The 22,946-nt window shown below is 68.1% G+C and carries 17 protein-coding genes; 7 read left to right on the top strand and 10 right to left on the bottom strand.

The features are described from left to right. Positions 1-324: 324 nt before the first annotated feature. Entirely contained in the window at positions 325-1,293 is a 969-nt protein-coding gene (locus GIY23_RS08010) for a sigma-70 family RNA polymerase sigma factor (RefSeq protein WP_154076068.1), read from the top strand. 197 nt (positions 1,294-1,490) lie between these two features. On the opposite strand, the gene GIY23_RS08005 is transcribed toward GIY23_RS08010, so the two are convergent. After that, positions 1,491-2,228: a tyrosine-protein phosphatase gene (locus GIY23_RS08005; RefSeq protein ID WP_228717609.1), complete on the bottom strand. Its 738-nt coding sequence runs from the start codon at positions 2,226-2,228 to the stop codon at positions 1,491-1,493. A 216-nt stretch (positions 2,229-2,444) separates the two neighbouring features. Here GIY23_RS08005 and GIY23_RS08000 point away from each other — a divergent pair, with 216 nt between their 5' ends. After that, a complete protein-coding gene (locus GIY23_RS08000) occupies positions 2,445-4,097 on the top strand; it encodes a fumarate hydratase (RefSeq protein ID WP_154076066.1) in 1,653 nt (550 codons plus the stop codon). A gap of 194 nt (positions 4,098-4,291) precedes the next feature. Here the strand turns inward: GIY23_RS08000 and GIY23_RS07995 are convergent, their stop codons facing one another. Beyond that, positions 4,292-4,726, bottom strand: a complete 435-nt coding sequence (locus GIY23_RS07995) for a hypothetical protein (RefSeq protein ID WP_228717608.1) — start codon at positions 4,724-4,726, stop codon at positions 4,292-4,294. A gap of 208 nt (positions 4,727-4,934) precedes the next feature. Between GIY23_RS07995 and GIY23_RS07990 the strand changes: the two genes are divergently transcribed. Next, positions 4,935-6,173: a YeeE/YedE family protein gene (locus GIY23_RS07990; protein ID WP_154076064.1), complete on the top strand. Its 1,239-nt coding sequence runs from the start codon at positions 4,935-4,937 to the stop codon at positions 6,171-6,173. A 29-nt stretch (positions 6,174-6,202) separates the two neighbouring features. On the opposite strand, the gene GIY23_RS07985 is transcribed toward GIY23_RS07990, so the two are convergent. The 3 genes from GIY23_RS07985 to GIY23_RS07975 form a co-directional block, all read right to left on the bottom strand. Further along, positions 6,203-8,911 carry a bifunctional acetate--CoA ligase family protein/GNAT family N-acetyltransferase gene (locus GIY23_RS07985; protein ID WP_154076063.1) on the bottom strand — a complete coding sequence of 903 codons (2,709 nt, stop codon included), beginning with the start codon at positions 8,909-8,911 and terminating at the stop codon, positions 6,203-6,205. Between the two features lie 95 nt (positions 8,912-9,006). After that, the gene (locus tag GIY23_RS07980; RefSeq protein WP_154076062.1) at positions 9,007-10,182 is read right to left on the bottom strand and encodes an acetoin utilization protein AcuC; all 1,176 of its coding nucleotides are present in this window, start codon (positions 10,180-10,182) and stop codon (positions 9,007-9,009) included. 62 nt (positions 10,183-10,244) lie between these two features. Beyond that, positions 10,245-11,096 (bottom strand): sulfurtransferase, encoded by an 852-nt coding sequence (locus GIY23_RS07975; RefSeq protein WP_154076061.1) that lies wholly within the window; start codon positions 11,094-11,096, stop codon positions 10,245-10,247. 104 nt (positions 11,097-11,200) lie between these two features. On the opposite strand from GIY23_RS07975, the gene GIY23_RS07970 reads away from it, so the two are divergent. The 3 genes from GIY23_RS07970 to galE all read left to right on the top strand — a co-directional run bounded on the left by GIY23_RS07970 (position 11,201) and on the right by galE (position 14,401). Continuing rightward, complete coding sequence (locus GIY23_RS07970) at positions 11,201-11,896, top strand: metal-dependent transcriptional regulator (RefSeq protein ID WP_154076060.1); 696 nt, start codon at positions 11,201-11,203, stop codon at positions 11,894-11,896. Further along, a complete protein-coding gene (gene galK / locus GIY23_RS07965) occupies positions 11,893-13,068 on the top strand; it encodes a galactokinase (RefSeq protein WP_154076059.1) in 1,176 nt (391 codons plus the stop codon). Before GIY23_RS07970 ends, galK begins: the two co-directional genes overlap by 4 nt. 370 nt (positions 13,069-13,438) lie before the next feature. After that, on the top strand, positions 13,439-14,401 hold the full coding sequence (gene galE / locus GIY23_RS07960; protein WP_154076058.1) for a UDP-glucose 4-epimerase GalE: 963 nt from the start codon (positions 13,439-13,441) through the stop codon (positions 14,399-14,401). A 26-nt stretch (positions 14,402-14,427) separates the two neighbouring features. Here the strand turns inward: galE and GIY23_RS07955 are convergent, their stop codons facing one another. From GIY23_RS07955 to GIY23_RS07945, 3 genes are all read right to left on the bottom strand, one after another. Then, complete coding sequence (locus GIY23_RS07955) at positions 14,428-15,543, bottom strand: DUF4192 domain-containing protein (RefSeq protein WP_154076057.1); 1,116 nt, start codon at positions 15,541-15,543, stop codon at positions 14,428-14,430. Between the two features lie 286 nt (positions 15,544-15,829). Then, positions 15,830-16,390 carry a M23 family metallopeptidase gene (locus GIY23_RS07950; RefSeq protein ID WP_228717607.1) on the bottom strand — a complete coding sequence of 187 codons (561 nt, stop codon included), beginning with the start codon at positions 16,388-16,390 and terminating at the stop codon, positions 15,830-15,832. Between the two features lie 83 nt (positions 16,391-16,473). Then, entirely contained in the window at positions 16,474-18,258 is a 1,785-nt protein-coding gene (locus GIY23_RS07945; RefSeq protein ID WP_154076056.1) for a Xaa-Pro dipeptidyl-peptidase, read from the bottom strand. Positions 18,259-18,434: 176 nt separating this feature from the next. Here GIY23_RS07945 and GIY23_RS07940 point away from each other — a divergent pair, with 176 nt between their 5' ends. Then, positions 18,435-18,749, top strand: a complete 315-nt coding sequence (locus GIY23_RS07940; RefSeq protein ID WP_154076055.1) for a hypothetical protein — start codon at positions 18,435-18,437, stop codon at positions 18,747-18,749. 159 nt (positions 18,750-18,908) lie between these two features. On the opposite strand, the gene GIY23_RS07935 is transcribed toward GIY23_RS07940, so the two are convergent. Continuing rightward, entirely contained in the window at positions 18,909-21,749 is a 2,841-nt protein-coding gene (locus GIY23_RS07935) for a vitamin B12-dependent ribonucleotide reductase (protein ID WP_154076054.1), read from the bottom strand. Between the two features lie 151 nt (positions 21,750-21,900). Beyond that, positions 21,901-22,386, bottom strand: coding sequence for a transcriptional regulator NrdR (nrdR, locus tag GIY23_RS07930; protein WP_154076053.1), 486 nt, complete (start codon positions 22,384-22,386; stop codon positions 21,901-21,903). Positions 22,387-22,946 lie beyond the last annotated feature (560 nt).

Raw genomic sequence — 22,946 nt, 5'->3', positions numbered from 1 at the left:
CAGACTGAGGCCGGCGAATGTGACGACGATGACGCCAACGAGGCCAGAACATCGGGAACGAATTCGGCGCCCCGTGCGTTTTCACAGTAACAAGCATCGCCACGAACGACGATGAACGCGAGGGACCACTCGCAACCGACTTCGAGACGGCACCGCCCGTCACCGAATGACCTGCACCGTCACGAACCCGATCACAGCACCATCACGATCCGCACCAGCACGATCGACACAGGAGGGGACGCGACGTCTCGGCTGACCCCGAGTGTACGCGGCCCCCGGCACCGGACACGGTGCACGGACAGCGCCCGCCTGGGAGGGAGCTCAATGACCGTCCCGCAGACCATCAACCGCCCGACTCCGAGCGAGGCAGACCTCGACGGCCAAGGCCCCTCCGCCGACCTCGTCCGGGTCTACCTGAACGGCATCGGGCGCACAGCGCTGCTCACCGCGCAGGAGGAGGTCGACCTCGCCAAGCGCATCGAGGCAGGCGTCTTCGCCCGGCACCTCCTGGACACCGAGGACGTGTCTGCCGAGCGCCGCACCGACCTCCGCATGGTGGTCCGGGACGGCAGGGTGGCCAAGAACCACCTCATGGAGGCCAACCTCCGGCTCGTGGTCAGCCTCGCCAAACGCTACACCGGCCGGGGCATGCCGCTTCTGGACCTCATCCAGGAGGGAAACCTCGGCCTGATCCGAGCCGTGGAGAAGTTCGACTACACCAAGGGCTTCAAGTTCTCCACCTACGCGACCTGGTGGATCCGCCAGGCGATCACGCGTGGCATGGCCGACCAGAGCCGCACCATCCGGCTCCCGGTTCACCTCGTCGAGCAGGTCAACAAGATCGCCCGGATCAAGCGCGACCTGCACCAGAAGCTCGGCCGCGACGCGACCGACGACGAGATCGCGGAACAGTCCGGCCTCGCGCCGGAGAAGGTCAGCGACCTGCTCGACCACTCCCGCGACCCGGTGAGCCTGGACATGCCGGTGGGTTCCGAGGAGGACGCGCCGCTCGGCGACTTCATCGAGGACGCCGAGTCCGCCGATGCCGAGAACGCGGTCATCTCCGGCTTCCTGCAGGACGATCTCCGCCGGGTGTTGGGCACCCTCGAGGACCGCGAGCAGAACGTCATCCGGATGCGCTACGGCCTCGATGACGGTCAGCCGCGCACACTGGACCAGATCGGCAAGGCGTTCGGTCTCTCCCGCGAGCGGGTGCGCCAGATCGAGCGCGAGGTCATGGGCAAGCTCCGCAAGGGCGACCGGGCCGAGAAGCTCCGCGCCTACGCGAGCTGAGCCGGGGCGCGGGCCGGCTCAGCCGGGCCGCGCCCACGCCCACCGCACCTTCGACCGCCTCACAAGGCGGTCATCGACTGCGCGACCGGCGCACAGCACACCGGTCGCTTCCCACGGGAGGTCGGACTCGTCATTGGGACGGGTCCGACCTCTCGACCATTGTTCACAGCACCGGTACCGGCCGATCAGGCTCCGACTCAGCCGGTCAGACGAGCGCGCCAGCGCGCCACTTCGTCCGCGCCGAGACCGTGCCGGGCCAACCATGGGACTACTCCACCGCTCTCCTCGAACCGTGTGAGCACGGCGTCGATGGCCTCCCTCGGAGCTTGATGCAGCTCCCGCAACTCGCTGATGTCGGCGTCCACCCCGACCGGCAGGATCGGTGCCAGTTCGAGACGCTGCAGCACGCGCATCAGGTTGTCGTTGGTGACCAGGTAGTCCTCGACCACCGCCTCGCGACGCACCCCGGCGGCGCGCAGCAACAAGGCCGTGAGGACACCGGTTCGGTCCTTGCCCGCCGCGCAATGCACCAATGCAGGTCCGTCTGCGGTCGACGCCGCCCGGAACGCCTCGACCAGCTTGACCGCCGCGAGATCGGTCATCCGGGTGTAGAGCTCCGCCAAGCCAGGGAACGGCTTGTCGGCGAACGCACCGCTGCGGTGGATGTCCTCCAGCAGCGACACCCTGCGCACCGCCGCCACCGTCAGCATCGGGTGGTCACGGTCACCCTGTTCGGGCGCGTCGCGCAGGTCCACCACGACCCGTGGTGGCCAGCCCGCCAGACCGACAGGGTCGCGATCGCCGACGCGCGGAGCATCGCTGCGATACAGCACACCCGGACGGGTCCAGCCACCGTCCTCGGTGGGCAGGCCGCCCAAGTCCCGGACGTTCACCAGGCTGTCCAGCTCGTGCTCGCTGCGGTCGGTGCTCACCACAGATTCCCTCCTCAGCGGTGGTCCCACCACCTCGACCTCGTCCACGTTCCGGGTCCCACCTTTCCAGGACGCAAGCGGATCCGGCCAGGCTCGGTGGGATTCGCGGCGAGGCATGTGGTTGCTGTTCCGACCGCCTCCGGCAACCCTGCGGGCGGCGAGACCGGGCGCACGGCTTAACGTCATGCGGTACCCGAATGCACGCAAAGGAGCTGCGACGTGACCACCACGTTCGATTTCACCGAGCTGCTGCCACTGGGACCGGATCAGACCGAGTACCGTCTGCTGACCACGGAAGGCCTCCGCACCGTGGAGGCCGCCGGACGCCGGTTCCTCGAGGTCGAGCCGGACACGTTGCGGTTGCTCGCCGCCGAGGCGATCAAGGACATCCAGCACCTGCTGCGTCCGTCCCACCTCGCGCAACTGCGGTCGATCGTCGACGACCCAGAGGCCTCGGCCAACGACCGATTCGTCGCCACCGACCTGCTCCGCAACGCCTGCATCTCGGCGGGCGGGGTACTGCCGATGTGCCAGGACACCGGTACGGCCATCGTCGTCGGCAAGCGCACGGAGACAGTGCTGACCGGCGGTCGCGACGAGGAACGGCTCTCCCGCGGCATCTTCGACGCCTACCAGGACCTGAACCTGCGCTACTCGCAGATGGCCCCGATGAGCTTTTGGGACGAACGCAACACCGGGTCCAACCTGCCCGCACAGATCGAGCTCTTCTCTGCCCCCGGCACCGACCCGCACTACGACTTCCTTTTCATGGCCAAGGGCGGCGGCAGCGCGAACAAGACGTTCCTCTATCAGGAGACGAAGGCGCTGTTGAACACCACGCGCCTGGCCCGCTTCTTGGAGGAAAAGCTTCGGTCGCTGGGCACGGCCGCCTGCCCGCCCTATCACCTGGCGATCGTCGTCGGCGGTACCTCGGCCGAGCACAACCTCAAGGTCGCCAAGCTCGCTTCGGCTCGCTACCTCGACGAGCTCCCCCGGACCGGCTCGCCCTCCGGTCACGCACTGCGTGACGTGGAACTCGAAGGGCAGGTCCTGGAAATGACGCGCCATTTCGGCATCGGAGCGCAGTTCGGTGGCAAGTACTTCTGCCACGACGTCCGCGTCATCCGGTTGCCCCGGCACGGCGCGTCGCTTCCGGTGGGGGTGGCGGTGTCCTGCTCGGCCGACCGCCAGGCCAAGGCAAGCATCACCCCGGACGGAGTGTTCCTGGAGCAACTCGACCAGGACCCTGCGCGTCACCTGCCCGACGTTGCCGACGAGCAACTCTCCGGCGACGTCGTCCGGATCGACCTCACCCGCCCGATGAGCGAGATCCGTGAGGAGCTCTCCAAGCTGCCGGTGAAGACACGGGTGTCGCTGACCGGTCCGCTCGTGGTGGCCAGGGACATCGCGCACGCCAAGATCGCCGAACGGCTCGACGCCGGCGAACCGCTCCCCCAGTACCTGCGGGATCACCCCGTCTACTACGCGGGACCAGCGAAGACACCGGAGGGCTACGCCTCGGGGTCGTTCGGGCCGACGACCGCAGGCCGGATGGACGCCTACGTCGAACAGTTCCAGGCCGCCGGCGGTTCACTCGTGATGCTCGCCAAGGGGAACCGGTCGTCCAAGGTCAGCGCCTCGTGCCACCAGCATGGCGGCTTCTACCTGGGCTCGATCGGTGGCCCTGCCGCTCGCCTCGCCCAGGACTGCATCCGCAACGTCGAAGTCCTGGAGTACCCGGAGCTGGGCATGGAAGCAGTGTGGAAGATCGACGTCGAGGACTTTCCCGCGTTCGTCGTCGTCGACGACAAGGGCAACGACTTTTTCGCCGAGGCGACCCAGCCGACGCTGCAGATCTCTTTCGCCCGCTGACCACCCGCCCCCCCTGTGGACAACGCCACCTGCGGTGGATGGCCCGGGTCGCAACTTCGCGCGAACTGGCCACCCGGCCGGCAGGGAGTGCGTGGGACGTCTCCCGCAGGAGCCCCACCTCCTGCGGGAGACGTGTCCGTGGGCACCGTTGCCTGGGAACCGCGTCAGTCTCCGGTAGCTGCCAACAGCCGGATTTAGTTCGGCGGCTCCTCACGCGGAACCTTCACGTCGCGCTGTTCCAGTACGACGGTGCGGTCGCCGAGCTCCTCGTCCAGCGCGACCGCCACCGGCGGATAACGCAGGTCCATCGTGCAGGCCCCGGCAGGCTCCGGTGTCTCGTCGACCAGGACGATCCGTACCTGCTGGTCGTTCTGCTCGGCGACCTCGGCGTGGACCTTGCTGCAGCCGCCTTCCTGCCCGGTCGCGACGACGGCCTTGCCGTTGTCCTGGGTCCAGACGTCCGTCGGGTAGCTCTCCGGCAGCTTCGATGCGTCGACGGCATCGGGGGGAACGGCTTGGCGCTCCTGCTCCGGCTTCGGTTCGACCGGGCCCTGCTGAGCAGGGGGTGCAGGCGGTTCGCCGCCGAATCCCACGTCTGGTGACTGGTCGGCGCAGGCGGTGACTGCCAAGAGCAGAACACCGGCGCCGAGAGCGGTGTGTAGGCGTCTCATACCCCCAAGACGGGACGAGTCGGCCACCCGGTTGCGCGACGCGACCAGAGAATTTCCCATGCCCTGACGCCGGGCAGAACGCAACCCTGTACCGCATCTTGGAACGGCTGGTCGAAAGGCTGTCCTGCTGGTTGTGTTGGGAGTGTCCCCATTCGAGGAGTACACGATGTCGACGGCAACAGCCGAGAAGGGGCAGGCCCCCGCACCGTCCGCCGCCCCACCCCAGTGGCGAACCCTCACCGCCGCGGCGGTGGCCGCCCTCGCGCTCATAGTGTTGGCGGGCATGGTGGCGGGAACACAGCTCGCGGTGCTCGCGGTGCTCGGCCTCGCGCTGGGACTCGTCCTCTTCCATTCTCGGTTCGGCTTCACCTCCGCGTGGCGCCAGCTCGTCTCGGTGGGTCAAACCTCCGGCATCCGCGCTCACCTGATCATGCTGGGTACCGCCTCGATCCTGTTCGCCCCGATCCTCGCGGGCGGAGCCGCCCTGTTCGGCCAACAACCGGAGGGCAACGTCGAACCGATCGGGCTGGGACTGGTTGTCGGCGCCGTGCTCTTCGGAATCGGAATGCAACTCGGCGGCGCCTGCGCGTCCGGCACGTTGTTCGCGGTAGGTGGCGGCAACACGCTCGTGGCGGTCACGTTGCTGTTCTTCATCACCGGCGCGACGATCGGCGCCCTGCACATGCCGTTCTGGTCCTCGGACCAGCTGAACCTGGGGTCGGTGTCCCTGGCGACGGACACCGGGCTCGGCTACGCGGGCGCGGCGATTCTGCAACTGCTCGTCCTCGGCCTGCTCGGCTACGCGGCGACCCGCTGGGCACGACGGCACGCCGCACCTCCCGCCGGCAGGCCACCGTCGGCACGCGGGTTTTGGCGAGTCCTGCGCGGCAGCTGGCCGCTGTGGGTGGGGGCCATCGCACTCGCCGCCCTCAACGCCGTCGTCCTGCTCACTCGCGGAAGCCCGTGGGGTATCACCTCCGCGTTCGCGTTGTGGGGTTCGAAGGTTCTGCAAGGCCTGGGCGTAGACGTGGCGTCCTGGGGCTATTGGCAGGGTGAGAAGGCCGCGTCGTTGAGCGAACCCGTGCTCGCCGACGGAACCTCGGTACTCAACTTCGGCATCATCATCGGAGCGCTCGTGGCGGCCGCGGCGTCCGGTGGCTTCGTCCTCGCCAAGAAGCTGCCGCCCCGTGTGCTGGCCGCCGCGGTGATCGGCGGCTTGCTTATGGGCTACGGCGCGCGGCTGGCCTACGGGTGCAACATCGGCGCGTACTTCAGCGGGATCGCCTCGTTCTCGCTGCACGGCTGGCTGTGGGGCGCACTCGCGCTGATCGGAACCTGGATCGGCTTGAAGCTGCGTCCCCGCTTCGGGCTGACGGTCCCCAAGCCGACCGACGGCGCCTGCTGACCACGCCTTTTCAACTCGGCCGTCGCCCGTCAGCGCAACCGCCGGGGCCCGGTGTCAGGCCACGAGGGCGACCCCGCTATGACGATCCGCGCACCCGCGACGAAGACACCTTCCGACGAGGCCAGCACCGGCTCCAGGGCACACTCCCGAACCTCGGAGAGGTCCTCGGCGAGGATCGCGACTCGGTGCACCAGGTCCTCCAACGCCACCATGTCCGCCGGTTCGTCCCCCCGGTAGCCAGTGAGCAGCGGTGCCGCTCGCGGAGCCCGTACCAGTCCGGAGACATCGGTGTCGGTGAGCGGCACCGCCCGATACGCCTTGTCCCCGAGCAGCTCACTGGCCACCCCGGACAGACCGAACGCGACCAGGGTGCCGAAGGACGGGTCGTCCCGGAGGTCGATCACGCACGAGTTGCCCCTGGGTGCCATCCGCTGCACATACACCTCGTCCGTGTCCGACAGCTTCCGCATATCGTCGTAGGCGTCGCGGACCGCGGTGGTACTACGCAGATCCAGCCGCACCCCGGCCAGATCCGCCCGGTGGCGGAGCTGCGGACTCGGTGACTTCACCGCCACAGGAAGCCCGAGTTCCTCGGCCGCGTCCGCTGCTGCTTCGGCGCCCGCGACCTTCCGAAACGCGGTGAGCTCGATGCCGTAGCACGCCAGCAGCTCGACGGCCTCGTCGTCGGTCAACTGCCGCTCTCCGTCTTCGAGCCACCCGTCCACCAGGGACCGTGCGCGGTCGTGATCAATGCCGTCCGGGCGGATGAACTCACCCTGCGGCGCGGCTCTCCACTGCGCGTATCGAACGACCCTGGCCAGCGAGAGCACCGCCCGTTCCGGGCTCGGGTACGAGGGCACCGACCCGGCCGCGGGCGTCCCGTCCGGGCCCGGCACTGCCAGCTCGTCGGGCACACCCTCAGCCGCGAGGAACGTCGTCACCACCGGTGTGGAACGGGCGGCGTCGGCTTCCTGCAACACCTCACGGAGCGCCCGCGCGTACTCGGCACCCGGGACGGCGACCGGCGGCGCAAACACCGTCACCAGCGCGTCCACGTCGTCACGCACCACCGCGTCCCGCACAGCGGCGGCGAACTCCTCGGGCCCAGCGGCCGCGCCGACGTCCACCGGGTCGCCTGCCAGCCGCAAACCCTGCGCCAGCGCGACGTCCGCGGCGAGCATCCCGAGCGCGGACGAATTGCCGACGATCCCCACCCGATCGCCGGACGGCAGCGGCTGATGAGCGAGCAGCAGCGCAGTGTCGAACATCTGGGCCACCGACTCCACACGGATGACACCGGCCTGCTCGAACAGCGCCTGCACACTCGTCTCGTCCACCTGTACCGACGTGGCGGCCAGTCCCGCCCGGACCGCGTTGCGACCGGACTTGACCGCCACGATCGGCTTCATCCGCGCCAGCCGTCGTGCCAGGCGGGCGAACTTGCGGGGATTGCCGAAGGACTCGAGGTACAGCAGCACCACGTCGGTCGTCGAGTCGGTCTGCCAGTACTGCAACAGGTCGTTGCCGGACACGTCCGCACGGTTGCCCGCCGAGACGAACGTCGACAGCCCCAATCCTCGTTCGGTAGCGACCCCGAGGATCGCCACACCCAACGCGCCGGACTGGCAGAAGAATCCTGTCCGTCCGCGCCCGGGCAACCGGGGCGCGAGGGTCGCGTTGAGCCGCCACCCCGGGTCGGTGTTGACCACCCCGAGCGCGTTCGGCCCGACCACGCGCATTCCGTGTGCGCGGGCGGAGCGGACCATCCGACGTTCGACGTCCCGACCCGACGGACCGGTCTCGCTGAATCCCGAGCTCAGGATCACCAGCACCTTCACGCCCTTGGCGAGGCACGCGTCCAACACCTCGTCGACGCCGGCGGCGGGAACGGCGACGACCGCGAGATCCACGTCGTCGGGAATCTCCAAGACGGACGGATAGGCCCGGACCCCCCGCACCGCGCGGTGTTCGGGATGCACCGGATAGACCGGTCCGGCGAAGTCCGCGGTGAGCAGGTTCGCGAGTACCGCGTGTCCGATCTTCGCGTGATCGGTCGAGGCGCCGATCACGGCCACCGCCCGGGGATGCAGGACGTTGTGGACACTGCGCGCCTCGGCGGCCTCTTCCCTCGCCCGGGCGACGGCCACGGACTGCTCGGTCGGGTCGATCGCGAACTCGAGATGGACGACGCCCTCTTCCATGGCGCGTTTGATTTCGTATCCGGCGTCTCGGAACACCCGCACCATCGCGGAGTTCTCCGCGAGAACCTCGGCGACGAAGCGTCGCAATCCGCACTCGCGTGCCGCAGCCGCGAGGTGTTCCAAGAGGATGGACCCGAGCCCACGGCCCTGGTGACCGTCCTCGACGACGAACGCGGCTTCGGCGGAATCCTGTTCGCCGAGGCGGTCGAACCGTCCGACCGCGACGATGTCGTCACCGAGCATGGCGACCAACGCGACCCGGTTCCGATAGTCGACCTGGCTGAAGCGGTCCACGTCGCGTTTCGGCATCCTCGGGTACGGGCCGAAGTACCGGAAGTACCGGGTGCGGTCGCTGAGCCTGCTGTGAAACGCGATCAGCTGGTCGGCGTCGTCCGGGGTGATCGGGCGCAGATGCACGGTGCCGCCGTCGGCGAGCACGACGTCGGCTTCCCATTGGCGGGGGTACTGGACGGCACCGTCACCGGCGGCGTCGGTCGAGCCCGGTGTACCCGTACCCGACGTGTCCGTCACATCCATCCCGTCTCCTCCGGTCCCGGCTCCCCTGGCCGCCGATCCCCGCCTCCGTCGCCGATCGCGAGCGTCATCGGCTCCGGCCGCGGCGCTGTCCGTGCTCAGTCCCGACGGTCCGCCGGGTCCAGACCGTGCAGCGGGAACACCGCATGCCTGCAGTCGCGGATGGCCGTGTCCACGGGCGAGTCGGCGACACCCGCCCACTCGGTGAACGAGGGGTCGACGTCGTCGGTCATGGTCGTGGGCAGCGGGGTGTTACCCGCCACGCCGAGGGCGTGAGCCATCCAGTCCGTCGGAATCCTTGTGGCCGGATCGAGGTCGCGATCCAGCACGGTCGCCAACAGGTGTGTCCACGCGCGGGGGACGACACGGAACAACTGATAACCACCACCACCGAGAGCCAGCCACTTCCCACCGGAGTAGGTATCGGCGAACTCGCGCAATGCCCGGTAGGTCTCGCGTTGGCCGTCCACCGACAGGCCGAGATCCGCGAGCGGATCCTCCCGGTGCGCGTCAGCACCGCACTGGGTGACGAGCACCTGCGGCCGGAACTCCGCCAGCACCGAAGGAACGACCGCGTGGAAGGCCCGCAACCACCCCGCGTCGGAGGTACCGGGCGGCACCGGCACGTTGACGGCGGTGCCTTCGGCCCCGCGGGCACCGAGCTCCGTCGGATGGCCCGTGCCCGGCCACAGCGTGATCGGATGCTGGTGCATCGACACGGTCAGCACTCTCGGATCGTCGTAGAACGCCGCTTGCACCCCATCCCCGTGATGCACGTCCACGTCCACATAGGCGACGCGTTCGACACCCTGCTCCAGCATCCACGCGATCGCGACCGAACAGTCGTTGTAGACGCAGAATCCGGCGGCGTTGTCCCGCATCGCGTGGTGCAGCCCGCCTGCGATGTTGATCGCCCGTGCGGTGCGCCCCTCGACGATCGCTCGTGCCGCGGCCAGTGATCCGCCGGCGATCAACGCGGCCGCATCGTGCATCTCGTCGAAGATCGGGTTGTCCGGTGTACCGAGTCCATGTCCGACGTCCCACGCCGACATGGGCGCCGCACGCACGGCCGTGAGGTACTCCTGGCTGTGCACCCGTTCCAGGTCCTCGTCGGAGGCGATCTGCGGCGGGATCAGGTCGACGTCGTCGAGGACGCCGAGCGACCGTGCGAGCCGCATCGTCAGGTCGAGGCGAATCGGATGCAGTGGATGGTCGTCACCGAGCTTGTAGCCGAGCAGGGCATCGCTCCACACCACCGCGCACTGGTTACCCATACCCGGACGCTACCCGGTCGCCGGGGCGTGCCGTATGGCTGCGAGGGCGCGCGTCGTCACTGTCACCCCGGTTCGGCGCCGGTCGCCGCCGGACGTCCCGGATCGGACGACCACTGCGACCATGAGCCAGGGAACAACGCAGGCCGGTCGCCCTCACGCGACAGTCCGGCCTGTTCCCATGCCAACAGCACCGAACACGCTGTGACACCCGAACCGCAGTACGCCGCGACCGGCCTCGACTCGTCCACACCGAGCGCCCGGAAGCGATCCGCCAGCTCTTCGGGGGAGCGCCAACGCCCGTACTCATCGATGTGGCCGGTGAAAGGCGCATTCACCGCTCCGGGCACATGCCCGGCACGCGGGTCGATCGGCTCCGTCTCACCCCGGTACCGCTCCGGCGCCCGCGCGTCGAGGAGCGTCCCCTCGCGAGCGAGACTCCCGACACGGTCGAGTTCGACGACCGGCATGTGCCCGCCCACGACCTCGAAGTCGCCGCGCTCCGGCGACGGCTGGTCGGTGCTGACAGGACGCTGCTCGGACACCCATGCCGCGTACCCACCGTCGAGGACCCGCACGTGCTCGTGCCCCGCCCAGCGCAACAACCACCAGGCGCGGGCTGCGACCGAGCCGTTGTCCGCGTCGTAGACCAGCACCGGGCGTCCGGCGCAGACCCCGGCAGCGCGCAGGGACTCCTGTAACGCTGTGGGATTGGGCAGCGGGTGCCGACCCCCGGACCCGGCCGGATCGGCGAGCTCGTTGTCGAGGTCCACGAACACCGCACCCGGCAGGTGCCCGGCCTCATGGTCCGCGCGCCCCGACGGCCCCGTCAGCCGCCACCGGACGTCGAGCATCACCGGGGGCGACCCGCCCGACAACAGCCGCAGCGCCTCGTCGGTACTGATCACAGGGCCCATCGCTCACCTCTCGTGGCGTCGTGTGCTGTCCGGCGGACCACGTGCTCACCACGTGTCGGCGCCGGGGACTAAAATCGGGTCGGGAACTGCAACGGGGAGACGGCGTGAACGATCTCATCGATACCACCGAGATGTACCTGCGCACCATCTACGAGCTCGAAGAGGAAGGCGTGGTGCCGCTGCGTGCCCGCATTGCCGAACGTCTCGAGCAGAGCGGACCCACGGTCAGTCAGACCGTCGCCCGGATGGAGCGCGACGGTCTGCTTGCTGTGGCCGAGGACCGGCACCTGGAACTGACAGGTGCCGGGCGTGCCCGGGCGATCGGGGTGATGCGCAAGCATCGGCTCGCCGAACGCCTGCTCGTCGACATCATCGGCCTCGAGTGGGAACACGTGCACAGCGAGGCGTGCCGCTGGGAGCACGTGATGAGCGAGGCGGTGGAACGCAAGCTCGTCACCCTGCTCGGGAGCCCCCGGACATCGCCGTACGGTAACCCGATCCCCGGTCTGGACGAGATCGGCGTCGGGGAACCGGCTCCGCCCGCCGAGGCGGACCTACAACGTGTCGACGAGATCGGCCGTCGTGGGGGTGGCCGTGCCCTGGTGTGTCGAATCGCGGAACACGTGCAGCTCGATCCGGACCTCATGACCGACCTCAAGGACGTCGGCGTGGTCCCCGGAAACGAGATCGACATCGCACCGGTCTCGGGCAGTGGGACACCGATCGAAGTCCGCGGCGCCAAGGGCACGACTCGGCTGTCCCCGTCGATCGCGCACGCCGTCCTGGTGCGCGCCCTGTGACCGTCGCGGACGCCGCGGAGGCCACGTTCACCGAGACGTTCGGTCGCCCGCCCGACGCCGTGTGGTCGGCGCCGGGGCGAGTGAACCTCATCGGCGAGCACACCGACTACAACGACGGGTTCGTGCTGCCGTTCGCGCTGCCGATGCGCATCGCCGTCGCGGTGCGGTCGAGAACGGACGGTGCACTCCGCATCGCGACGCTGCGCAACGGCACCGTCGACCACGGCGACCCATTGGCGATCGACGATCTCGCACCCGGTCTCGTCGAAGGGTGGCTGACCTATCCTGCAGGCGTGGCGTGGTCGCTGCGCGAAGCCGGAGTCTCGGTTCCCGGCGCCGAGGTGCTCATCAGCAGTGAGGTGCCGACCGGCGCCGGACTGTCGTCCTCGGCCGCTGTGGAGTGCGCGGTCGCGCTCGCCCTGCTCGACGTGGCCGGACGTCCGCAGGACGGACCGGACGGCCCTTCGCTGCCGGAGATCGCGCGATGGGCCCAGCGCGCCGAGAACGACTTCGCCGGTGCGCCGACAGGTGTGCTCGACCAGACGGCCTCGCTGGCGTGCACCGCGGCGCACGGACTGTTCTTCGACGTCCGCACCGGTGCCACCGAACAGATCCCGTTCGATACCGCGTCCGAAGACCTGGAACTGCTCGTCGTCGACACGCGCGCAAGCCACTCGCACAGCGAGTCCGGGTATCGCGCACGTCGCGAGGGGTGCGAACGCGCCGCCGAGTTGCTCGGCGTGAACGCGCTCCGCGACGTGGGTGTCGGCGAGCTGGACCGGCTCGACGATCGGCTCCCGCCGGACCTCCTGCCGCTGGTCCGGCACGTCGTCACCGAGAACGACCGCGTGCTGCGCACCGTTCAGGTTCTGCGGTCGGAGAAGATCGCCGAGATCGGGCCGCTGCTGAGCGCCTCGCACGCGAGTTTGCGCGATGACTACAGGGTCTCGTCTCCGGAGCTCGACGTGACCGTCGACGCCGCCCTCGCGGCAGGCGCGCTCGGAGCACGCATGACCGGCGGAGGCTTCGGTGGGTCCGCCATCGCGCTCGTGCGGACACAGGACCGTTCCACGGTGGAGTCCGCGGTGGACTCCGCGTTCGCCAAGCATCATTTTCCGTCTCCACGCATGTTCGTCGGAGTTCCCGCCGCCGGCGCCGGCCGCGATCGATGACGTCGCTCAGAGTGCATTTGGGAACTGGCGTTTGTTCCCGTAGGGCACGGTCCTACGGGACCACCGCGGCACGGTGAGGTGCTCCGCGGTTCGGAGCTCGTGCCTCGCAAGGCAGGGATTCCCGCCTCGTACTCCTGGTGCTCAAGAGGAGCCCAACGCCGCGAGGCGCGAACTGGGGACGGCGGTACCGGACCCACTCACTCCCGTTCCACACTGCCCTCTCAGTGGTCGCGCGGAGGACGGCGCCGATCAGGTGTAGGCCGCCACGGAACCGCAGACGCAGCTCACGCCGTACACCCTCTACAGTGACCGGTGCGTGTCCGGACGTCCCGGTCGCGTGCGTCGACCTCGACCGAAAGGCAGTGTTCCGGTGAAGCTCGTGGTGACCGGCGGCGCCGGCTACGTCGGCAGTGTATGCGCGGCACGTCTGGTGGAGTCCGGACACGACGTCGTCGTCGTCGACGACCTCTCGACCGGCCATGCCGACGCGGTTCCGGACGGGTGCACGTTCGTCGAAGGCGAACTCACGGAGGTGGTCGGGCCACTGCTCGCCGACGGCGTCGACGGCGTTCTGCATTTCGCGGCGAAGTCGCTGGTCGGCGAGTCGATGGAGGACCCGCACAAGTACTGGCAAGGCAACGTCGTGACCTCGCTGCGGCTGCTGGAGGCGATGCGTGAGCACCGCGTTGCGCGACTCGTGTTCTCCTCCACGGCCGCGACCTACGGGGAGCCGGACTCGGGTTCGATCACCGAGAACGCACCGACCCGTCCGAGTAACACCTACGGCGCCACCAAGCTCGCGATCGACCACGCGATCGCTTCGTACGCCACTGCCTACGGCCTCGGCGGCGTCAGTCTCCGCTACTTCAACGTCGCCGGGGCGCACGGGCCGTTCGGGGAACGGCACACGACGGAGACCCACTTGATTCCGCTCGTCCTGCAGGTGGCGTTCGGCCAACGCGAACACATCCGGATCTTCGGCGAGGACTGGCCGACCAGGGACGGAACGTGCGTGCGCGACTACATCCACGTCACCGACCTCGCCGACGCGCACCTGCTGGCGCTCGAGAACGCCGTTCCCGGAGCGCATCGGGTGTACAACCTCGGCAACGGTACGGGCTTCTCGGTACGGGAAGTGATCGACGCGTGCCGTCGCATCACGGGCCACGCCATTCCCGCGTCCGTGGCGCAACGGCGTCCGGGGGATCCCGCCGAACTGGTCGCGTCCAGTGCTGCGGCACGCACCGATCTCGGCTGGCAGCCTCGGCGCACCGGCCTCGACGAGATCGTCTCCGACGCGTGGGAGTTCGCTCGCAGGCAGCACGGCCAATGAGCTCGCGCAGGGCATGACGCGCGCGGTCACCAAGATCCCTCCTCGTCGATGAGTACCCGCGCATCGGCGGAGGCCTCCCGCGCCACGGCGGCGAGTTCGACGGGAGGCAGCGCCGCATCCAGCGCCTGCCGCAAGAGTTGTCCGAGCGCATGCTCCGGGCGGGTGGCCTCGATGCGTTCGAGCGCGACACCGGCCAGTGCCCCGTCCCCGCGCACGTAAGCCGAGAACGCGAGTAGTGCGGCCACGTCGGCGAGTTCCGGCTCGGGCGCCTTTCGGAGCAGCGTGATCCACAGCTCCTCCGCGGCACGTGCCGTCGTCTCCAACGTGGTACCGAGGACGACGTCACGTACGCGCGTGTCCGCGAGTGCGCACAGGACTCGCACGTGATCGTCTTCGGTCAGCGCCGACGCTTCCGCGGTGCGCCGGATCGCCCCGAATACCGTGGCGAGGTCGGAATGCACGTCGACCGCGTTCAATTCCCGTTCTTCGTGCAACAGGTCCAACCGCGCCGCCCGCTCCGAAAGCAGGTCCCCGTTCTCCGGTGTCAACAGCGCCTGGAGTTCCTCCCGGCTGGAGTAGGTCACGGTTCCCGCGGCCGCGAGCGTGGCGGCGAGCGCCGAGGCTTTCGGGTCCGGAATCGTCCCGTGGCAGTCGGCGTCGCGGTAGCACTCCCACGGTTCTCCGGCGCGAATTTCCTCGGTCCACAATCCGTGCAGCACCTCGATGCCCCGCATCGTCAGACTCCGTTGCAGCTCTTCGACGAAGTCCTGGTGCGGCAGATCCGGTGTCTCGGGTGCACTTTCGGCCCAAACGTCCGGGGCATCGTCGAGTTCGACCTCAACTGTCCCGCGGCCAGCCGGCGGACTCGCCCCAGTCCCGCCGACGACGACCACGACCAGTCCCTCTGTCCGCCGCTGAAGCACAGGTCCACGCACGATGTAGTCGAGCAAGGCTCGATACGCGCCGTGCTCGGGAAGGTCCAGTCGGACCGTCAGTTCGAGCTTCGGCCTCGCATCGGCGGAGCCGACCGACAAGAGGACCAGGGACTCGCTCGGGCAGAACCCCAAGAGATAGGGAACCGCAGCGAGGGTTTCGGACGGCTCCGACAGGGAGACGGTGGTGGTGCGCAGTGACGTGGTCATGACTCCACGTTCTGCGCCCGTGGCCAGGGCCGACCAGGGTCGTATGGAGATCTGGGGACAACTGCGTCCCCTGTGGACAACTTCGGCGCTAATCCCCAGGGGCGCGCGAAAGGAGGACACCGAGTCGAGTGGATTTCATCCTCGGTCGAGGGTCACGCCATCGGGCCTCGACTACCCGCGAGTTCGACTTGAGCGACCGAAGCGTACGACGGTCGTCCTGCCGTCCCGAAGGCTCGCTCGCACGCTGGCCGTCAACGCATTGGACGCCCGGCTCGGTGAGCTCCGATCAGCACGCGCTCCGACTTGTGTACGTCTTCTTGCCCCAGTAGTGCGCCTGCTTCCCGTCGAACCGCGCCTTCACGGCTGCGCCGTTCGCACGCTGCTCGAAGTGCAGGTGCGGACCAGTCGAGCCACCGGTGTTTCCGAGATCGCCGATACGCCCGCCACCGGCGACTTCGTCTCCCTCGGACACCGTCTGTCTGGACAGGTGCGCGTACCGGGTGGTCCAACCTTGGCCGTGATCGATCTCGATCCACCGGCCGTAGCTGGTGTCGCCCTCGTTCTCGACCCGGCTCACCGTGCCCGCCGCAGCAGCCAGAACCGGATCCCCCAGGTCGTCCGCCCGGTTGAAGTCCACCGAGTTCGGCGGGTTGTGGTCGGTGTAGGTCGCGCCCACCCAGTCTTGCCCGCACGGGAACGGCAGCTGAAACGGTGGTGCCGCTCGGGTGTGGGAATCGCCATCCCACGGCTCAGCGGCAACGCCGGGTGCGCCCACCACACCGAGAACCGACACCATCAGGGTGGCGGCGAACCACTTCCGCGGCACGGGACCGAATTGGTGTGCCATGCGCACTCACCTTCTTCTCGAACAACGACGGACATCACGTTCGCCGCCGAAGGCCAAGGTCCGGTAAAGGCCGGCGCAGCCGGTCACCCCACGAGCGGCAGATGAAACCGGGACGCTGCCAGGTCCAGTGCCAGACCGGTACCCGACTTCGGGCGGATCGTGTGCTCGTGGTCGCTCGACAGCACGACCACACCCCACCGGTGTTCTGCCTGGAGCACGTAGTCGTCGGGCTGCATCTCGACCTGAACCGGATACGTCGTTCCCGGTTCGATCGGCGTCGTCTCGCCGAGCGAGTCACGGTTCTGCGGATCGGTCCAGCCCCGCGTGACGACCGAAGTGGAGCCGTCCGGCGCGACGTCGACGAGCGCGGCGGTCACGTTCGCAGCCGGACTATCGACACTGAGCGCGAGATCGGCGACGACAGTGCCGCTCATCCGGCTCGGTTCGGCCACGGGCGCGGTGAGGTACGTGAGCCGATGCGGAGAAGCTCCGGCCGCCGCGAGCTCCCGCACCGGTTTCGTCGCGTCATCGCTGAAGGTCTCGACCCCGGATCCTGGCTTGTCGCCCAGTCCCCCTCGCTCCGCGCCACCAGGCGAAGGGTGCAACGTCACGTCCTCGGCGTGCGGAGCAGGCCAGTCCGCCTCCTCCACGAATCTCCCGTCCTCACGCTGGATCGTCGACCTGGGCTCGTGCTCCACGCCGTTCTCGTGGTCGTAGAGGTACCGGGTGAACCAACGGTTCAGGGTGCGCTGCCACTGCTGGCCGCCGATCCCGAGCGGGTCCTGGTGCCCTTGCTGATGCCACCAGATCTTGTGCGGTACGTGGTGCGCCTTGAGCGCCTCGTACCACTGCGCGGCCTGCCTGGTCTTCACGTTCCAGTCGTTCAGTCCGTGGACCACCAGGGTTGCCGCCCGCACGTCGCGTGCGTCGTCGAGATAGTTGCGCTCGTCCCAGAACGGAGAATAGTCGCCGGTCACACGGTCCTGATGGCGGCTGATGCCGTCGATCACGGGCTTGCAGACCTCGCGGTCCTGACGGGTGTACACGTACTTCGCGAGCACGTCCGCGTCCTCGCCCTGGAAATCGCCAGGGGCGACGACGGCACCATCGGTCCGGTAGTAGTCGTACCAATTGGAGATCGCCGCGATCGGCACGATCGCCTCCAAACCTTCCACTCCGGTGCCGGCGACAGCGTTCAGCAAGGTCCCGTTGTAGGACACACCCATCATCCCGACCTTGCCGGTCGACCATTTCGCCTCGACCGGTCGACCCTGCTGGTCAGCGGCGAAGGCGCGACCGTTCAGCCAGTCCACGACCGACTTCGCACCGAGAGTCTCGTTCTCCGCGCCCGTCGTCGGACATCCGGTGGACAGGCCGGTGCCGAGCGACTCTCCATACACGACCGCATAGCCGCGCTCGAGGAAGTACCTTTCGTACTGCCATCGCGATCGGGCGGCGCGCTGACCGGCCACTGCGAGGCGCTCGTCGCCCGAGGCTTGCCGTGCGGTCTGTCCTTCCGGGACGTACAACTCGTGATCGACGCCGTGATTCGGGACGTCGTTGCCTCCGGAGAAGTACGGACTGGCCTGGAAGACCACCGGAACCTCGAGGCCCTCGGTGGACTCCTTCGGCCGCACCACCTCGACGTGAACCTTGTCGTCATGGCCGTCACCGTCACTGTCGACGTCGGCGCCGACCCACACCTCCTCGTGCACCGCCCGGCTCGCGTCGAACACCGGCTGGGCCTCACCGTTCTCGAAGACCGGGTGCACCGGCTCGGTCGCCGACGTCGGTACCGCCGAACCAGGCTGCGCGGCCAACGGCAACACGAGTACAGCGGCCAGCAGGACAGGACGAACGCGCCTCATGGCGTACTCGCAGTGCACAAGGGTGGACTCGCTCAGCCTCGCGATCGGGAGCTGGGCAGTCAATCCGTCGGCGAACTCTCGCCTCCCGCTCGTGGGAACGGAGGGCCGCGACGAGAAAGACGCAGTCGCCGACACACCCGTACAGTCGCCGCGAACGACGCGACACGAGGAGTCTCATGCAGCGCATCCCGATCAGCTTGATCACCGGTGCGGGCCTCATCGGCGGATTCGCCGTCACGAGGGTGTTCCGCCATCAACACCTCAGCGGTCTCGTCGCCGGCAGCGTGGGACTCGCGGCGACGGAATCCGCACGCAGGCGTGCAGGCAACGCTGCGGCCGTCGTGGTCGGCGGCAGCTACGGGCTTGCGTTGTTCGTGTCGCACCCGCTGGCGAGGAAACTCGGCGCGTGGCCTTCGGTGTGCACCGTTGCGGCGGCGGCCGCGGTGACCGCCTACACGGTCGCCGACCGCACGGCGCGAACGGCAACATAGCGGCCGCGCGGCCTGGCGCGCGACCACAGGCTGAACGAACGGCCCACGTACGGCCGATACGCCATCGGCCTCACCGTCGACCTGGCCGGACAAAACGCGGGGAGGGCGGCCTGAAGCCACCCTCCCCGCCGGTCAGCGGCGCAGAACCGCGCCGTCGAATCAGCTGCACCCCGAGGTAGCGCCGCAACCCTCGCACAGGTAGCAGGACCCCGAAGGCCGCATCTTCGTCCCGCAGGTCATGCACAACGGCGCGTCGGCCGCCTTGCCCAGACGCAGCTCCAGCAGCTCGGTCGAGCTGCCGACGTGCGTGTCGACGTCCTGTTCTTCCTCGCGTTCGGCGGGGGCACTCGCAGAACGCGACTCGACCGTCGACCGCATGGTGTCGAGATCCACGTCGTCCGAGGGATAGTCCCCGTTGACCTGCGCGTTGCGCTCCTCGATCGTGAAGATGCCCAGCTGGGCACGCTTCTCGTAGGGCAGGTAGTCCAACGCCAGCCTGCGGAAGAGATAGTCGAGGACGCTACTGGCCATCCGCACGTCCGGGTCGTCGGTCATACCCGCGGGCTCGAACCTCAGGTTCTGGAACTTCGAGATGTAGAACTCCAGCGGAATCCCGTACTGCAGACCCACCGAGATCGACATCGAGAAAGCGTCCATCACACCGGCGAGCGTCGAGCCCTGCTTGCCGAGCTTGACGAAGATCTCACCGAGCCCGTCATCTGGGTACGACCCGGCGTGCAGGTAGCCCTCGGCTCCGCCGACGGTGAACGAGATCGTCTCGCTCGGGCGCTTCTTCGGCAGCCGTTTGCGGATCGGCTTGTACTCGACCGGCTTGTCGACCTGCTTGTCGGAGGTCGACTCCGCGGACTTCGTCTCGCCCTTACCCGCCGACAAGGGCTGGCCGACCTTGCAGTTGTCCCGGTAGATCGCGAGCGCCTTCAGGCCCAGTCGCCAGCCCTCGAAGTAGATCTCCTCGACGTCGGCGATGCTGGCTGACTCCGGCATGTTCACCGTCTTGGAGATCGCACCGGACAGGAACGGCTGCGCGGCCGCCATCATCCGTACGTGCCCCATCGGCGCGATGGAGCGTTCGCCCATCGCACAGTCGAAGACGTCGTAGTGCTCCGGACGCAGACCCGGTGCGTCGATGACGTGCCCGTGTTCGGCGATGTACTCGACCACCGCCTCCACCTGCTCCTCCTGGTACCCCAGCGAGTGCAGCGCGCGCGGGACGGTCTGGTTGACGATCTGCATCGACCCGCCACCGACGAGCTTCTTGAACTTGACCAACGCCAGGTCCGGTTCGATACCCGTGGTGTCGCAATCCATCATCAGGCCGATGGTCCCCGTCGGGGCCAGCACCGAGGCCTGCGCGTTACGCCAGCCGTTGCGGTCACCGATCTCAAGGCAGTCCTGCCACACCTGCGTGGCTTGCCGGTGTACCGCGACATCGTTGTGGTGGTAGGTCCGCACCAGGTCGTTGGCCGCCGCGTGCTTGCGCATCACCCGACGGTGGCCGTCGGCGTTGCGCGCGTAGCCATCGTAGGCTCCGACCGCACCGGCCATCTCGGCGGAGCGCTTGTACGCGGTGCCGGTCATCAGCGAGGTGACGGCCGCCGCGAGCGCACGGCCGCCATCCGAGTCGTACGCGTGCCCGGTCGCCATGAGCAGTGCACCCAGGTTCGCGTACCCGATCCCGAGCTGCCGGAACCGGCGAGTGGTGTCCCCGATCGACTCGGTCGGGAAGTCCGCGAAACAGATCGAGATGTCCATCGCGGTGATCACGAACTCAACGGCCTTCTGGAAGACCTCAGCGTCGAAGGTCTGATCGTCGCGCAGGAACTTCATCAAGTTCAGCGAAGCCAAGTTGCAGCTGGAGTTGTCCAGGTGCATGTACTCACTGCACGGGTTCGACGCGGTGATACGCCCGGTCTCGGGACTGGTGTGCCAGTCGTTGATGGTTCCGTCGTACTGAATTCCGGGATCGGCGCACTCCCACGCCGCTCGCGCCATCTTGCGAAACAGGTCGCGAGCACGCACGGTCTCGACGACAGAGCCGTCGGTCCGCGCACGCATACCGAACTCGCCGTCGCTCTCGACCGCGCGCATGAACTCGTCGGAGACCCGGATCGAGTTGTTCGCGTTCTGGTACTGCACCGAGGCGATGTCGGCACCACCGAGGTCGACGTCGAATCCGGCGTCCCGCAGAGCGCGAATCTTGTGCTCTTCCTGGGACTTGGTCTCGATGAACTCGTCGACGTCCGGGTGGTCGATGTCCAGCACGACCATCTTCGCCGCACGCCGCGTCGCCCCACCGGACTTGATGGTGCCCGCAGAGGCGTCGGCACCGCGCATGAACGACACGGGACCGGAGGCCGTCCCGCCCGAGGAGAGCAGCTCCTTCGACGACCGGATACGGGACAGGTTCAGACCCGACCCCGAGCCTCCCTTGAAGATCAGGCCTTCTTCCTTGTACCAGTCCAGGATGGACTCCATCGTGTCGTCGACCGACAGGATGAAGCATGCCGAGACCTGCTGCTTCGACGTCGTGCCGACGTTGAACCACACCGGCGAGTTGAAGCTGAACACCTGGTGCAGCAGCATCCAGGTCAGCTCGTGCTCGAAGACCTCCGCGTCCGCGTCGGTGGCGAAGTAGCCCTGCTCGACGCCGGCACCGACATACGTCTTGACGACGCGGTCGATCAACTGGCGCAAGCTGCTCTCACGCTCCTCGGTGCCCACTGCGCCACGGAAGTACTTGCTGGTCACGATATTGACAGCGTTCAGCGACCAGGAATCGGGGAACTCCACGCCGCGCTGCTCGAAATTGACGGTGCCGTCTCGCCAGTTCGTCATCACGACGTCCCGGCGCTCCCAGCCCACCTCGTCGTACGGGTGCACTCCTGCCGTGGTGAACACCCGCTCGACCCGGAGTCCTTCGCGGGCACCCGAGCCCGACTCCCCTGCGGCCCCGACCGGACTGCCGACGGTCTCTGTCATGACCTGACCCTCTTCCTCGCTCGCTCGTGCCTTTCCCCCGTCCGGGCTCCCCGTCCGGTTCGGTCCCATCTGGTCGTCGTTCGCTCTCCACGCCCGGCGGACCGCGCGTCGCCGTGTGCCCGCTCCGCCCCGAGACGACCGTCGTCGTTTCCTACTCACCGCTGCCCACCGTTTCGTCCGGCTCGACTAACACGTCTGCCGCACGCAGATCCCGAATCTCCCGCTCGAAGTCCTCGACCGAGGAGAAGGCGCGGTAGACGCTGGCGAACCGCAGGTAGGCGACCTCGTCGAGCTCGCGGAGCGGACCGAGGATGGCCAAGCCGACTTCGTGGCTCTGGAGTTCGGCTACCCCTTGCGAGCGCACCGAATCCTCGACCTTGTGCGCCAACTGCTGCAGCGCATCCTCTTCGACAGGGCGCCCTTGGCAGGCTCGACGGACACCGCGGACCACCTTGTCCCTGCTGAACGACTCCGTGACCCCGGATCGTTTGACCACCGAGAGCACGACCTCCTCCACGGTGGTGAACCGTCGCCCGCAGGCGGAACAGGATCGGCGCCGACGGATCGCCTGCCCCTCGTCGATCTCTCGCGAGTCGACCACCCGCGAGTCCTCGCCGCGGCAGAACGGACACCGCACGATCGCCCCCTTCTGACGCCCTCGCCAACGCGGGTGACGTCCCCCTGAATTCCCGCCGTCAGGACATAGTCACTCAGACCACCGACAGATCCGCAACGCACCACGACGATCACACACCGAACACGATGCAGGCCCAAGCTGTGGAGGAAACACAACGACGTAACTACTAGATGTTGTGGTCAACTCTAAGCCTGCGAGTACTGCTTGGCAAACCGACACGGCGATGTCGCGTGATCGCACCGACCGAAGGTCGCTGATCTGCGTCAACCGTCGGATCCCATCCTCGGCTGCGACTCAGAGTGCATGTGGGAACTGACATGTGCGCCCGTAAGGCACGCCTCATACGTGAGCAGCCGCGGCAGCGTGAGGGGCTCCGGCATTGGAGTTCGTGCCTCGCAAGGCAGGGGATCCCGCCGCGTATACGGTGGCACCCAAGAGGACCACAACGCAGTCAGGCGTGCACTGCGGGTGTCGGTACCGCACCACCCACCCCAGTTCCACATGCGTTCTCAGTGTTAGAAGGTGTCTGTGGTCTGCGGTGGTGGTCACCTACCCGCGTC

Origin of the sequence: Allosaccharopolyspora coralli (assembly GCF_009664835.1) — a bacterium.
Taxonomy (GTDB): domain Bacteria; phylum Actinomycetota; class Actinomycetes; order Mycobacteriales; family Pseudonocardiaceae; genus Allosaccharopolyspora; species Allosaccharopolyspora coralli.
This window is presented reverse-complemented; position numbering and strand designations above follow the sequence as displayed.

Bases quoted from the DNA above. Each gene is read 5' to 3' on its own strand.
- GIY23_RS07980 (WP_154076062.1), bottom strand. From the start codon at position 10,182: ATGGGTAACCAGTGCGCGGTGGTGTGGAGCGATGCCCTGCTCGGCTAC.
- GIY23_RS07985 (WP_154076063.1), bottom strand. From the start codon at position 8,911: ATGGATGTGACGGACACGTCGGGTACGGGTACACCGGGCTCGACCGAC.
- GIY23_RS07975 (WP_154076061.1), bottom strand. From the start codon at position 11,096: ATGGGCCCTGTGATCAGTACCGACGAGGCGCTGCGGCTGTTGTCGGGC.
- GIY23_RS07945 (WP_154076056.1), bottom strand. From the start codon at position 18,258: ATGAGGCGCGTTCGTCCTGTCCTGCTGGCCGCTGTACTCGTGTTGCCG.
- GIY23_RS07955 (WP_154076057.1), bottom strand. From the start codon at position 15,543: ATGACCACGTCACTGCGCACCACCACCGTCTCCCTGTCGGAGCCGTCC.
- GIY23_RS07935 (WP_154076054.1), bottom strand. From the start codon at position 21,749: ATGACAGAGACCGTCGGCAGTCCGGTCGGGGCCGCAGGGGAGTCGGGC.
- GIY23_RS07950 (WP_228717607.1), bottom strand. From the start codon at position 16,390: ATGGCACACCAATTCGGTCCCGTGCCGCGGAAGTGGTTCGCCGCCACC.
- GIY23_RS07940 (WP_154076055.1), top strand. From the start codon at position 18,435: ATGCAGCGCATCCCGATCAGCTTGATCACCGGTGCGGGCCTCATCGGC.
- GIY23_RS08010 (WP_154076068.1), top strand. From the start codon at position 325: ATGACCGTCCCGCAGACCATCAACCGCCCGACTCCGAGCGAGGCAGAC.
- GIY23_RS07990 (WP_154076064.1), top strand. From the start codon at position 4,935: ATGTCGACGGCAACAGCCGAGAAGGGGCAGGCCCCCGCACCGTCCGCC.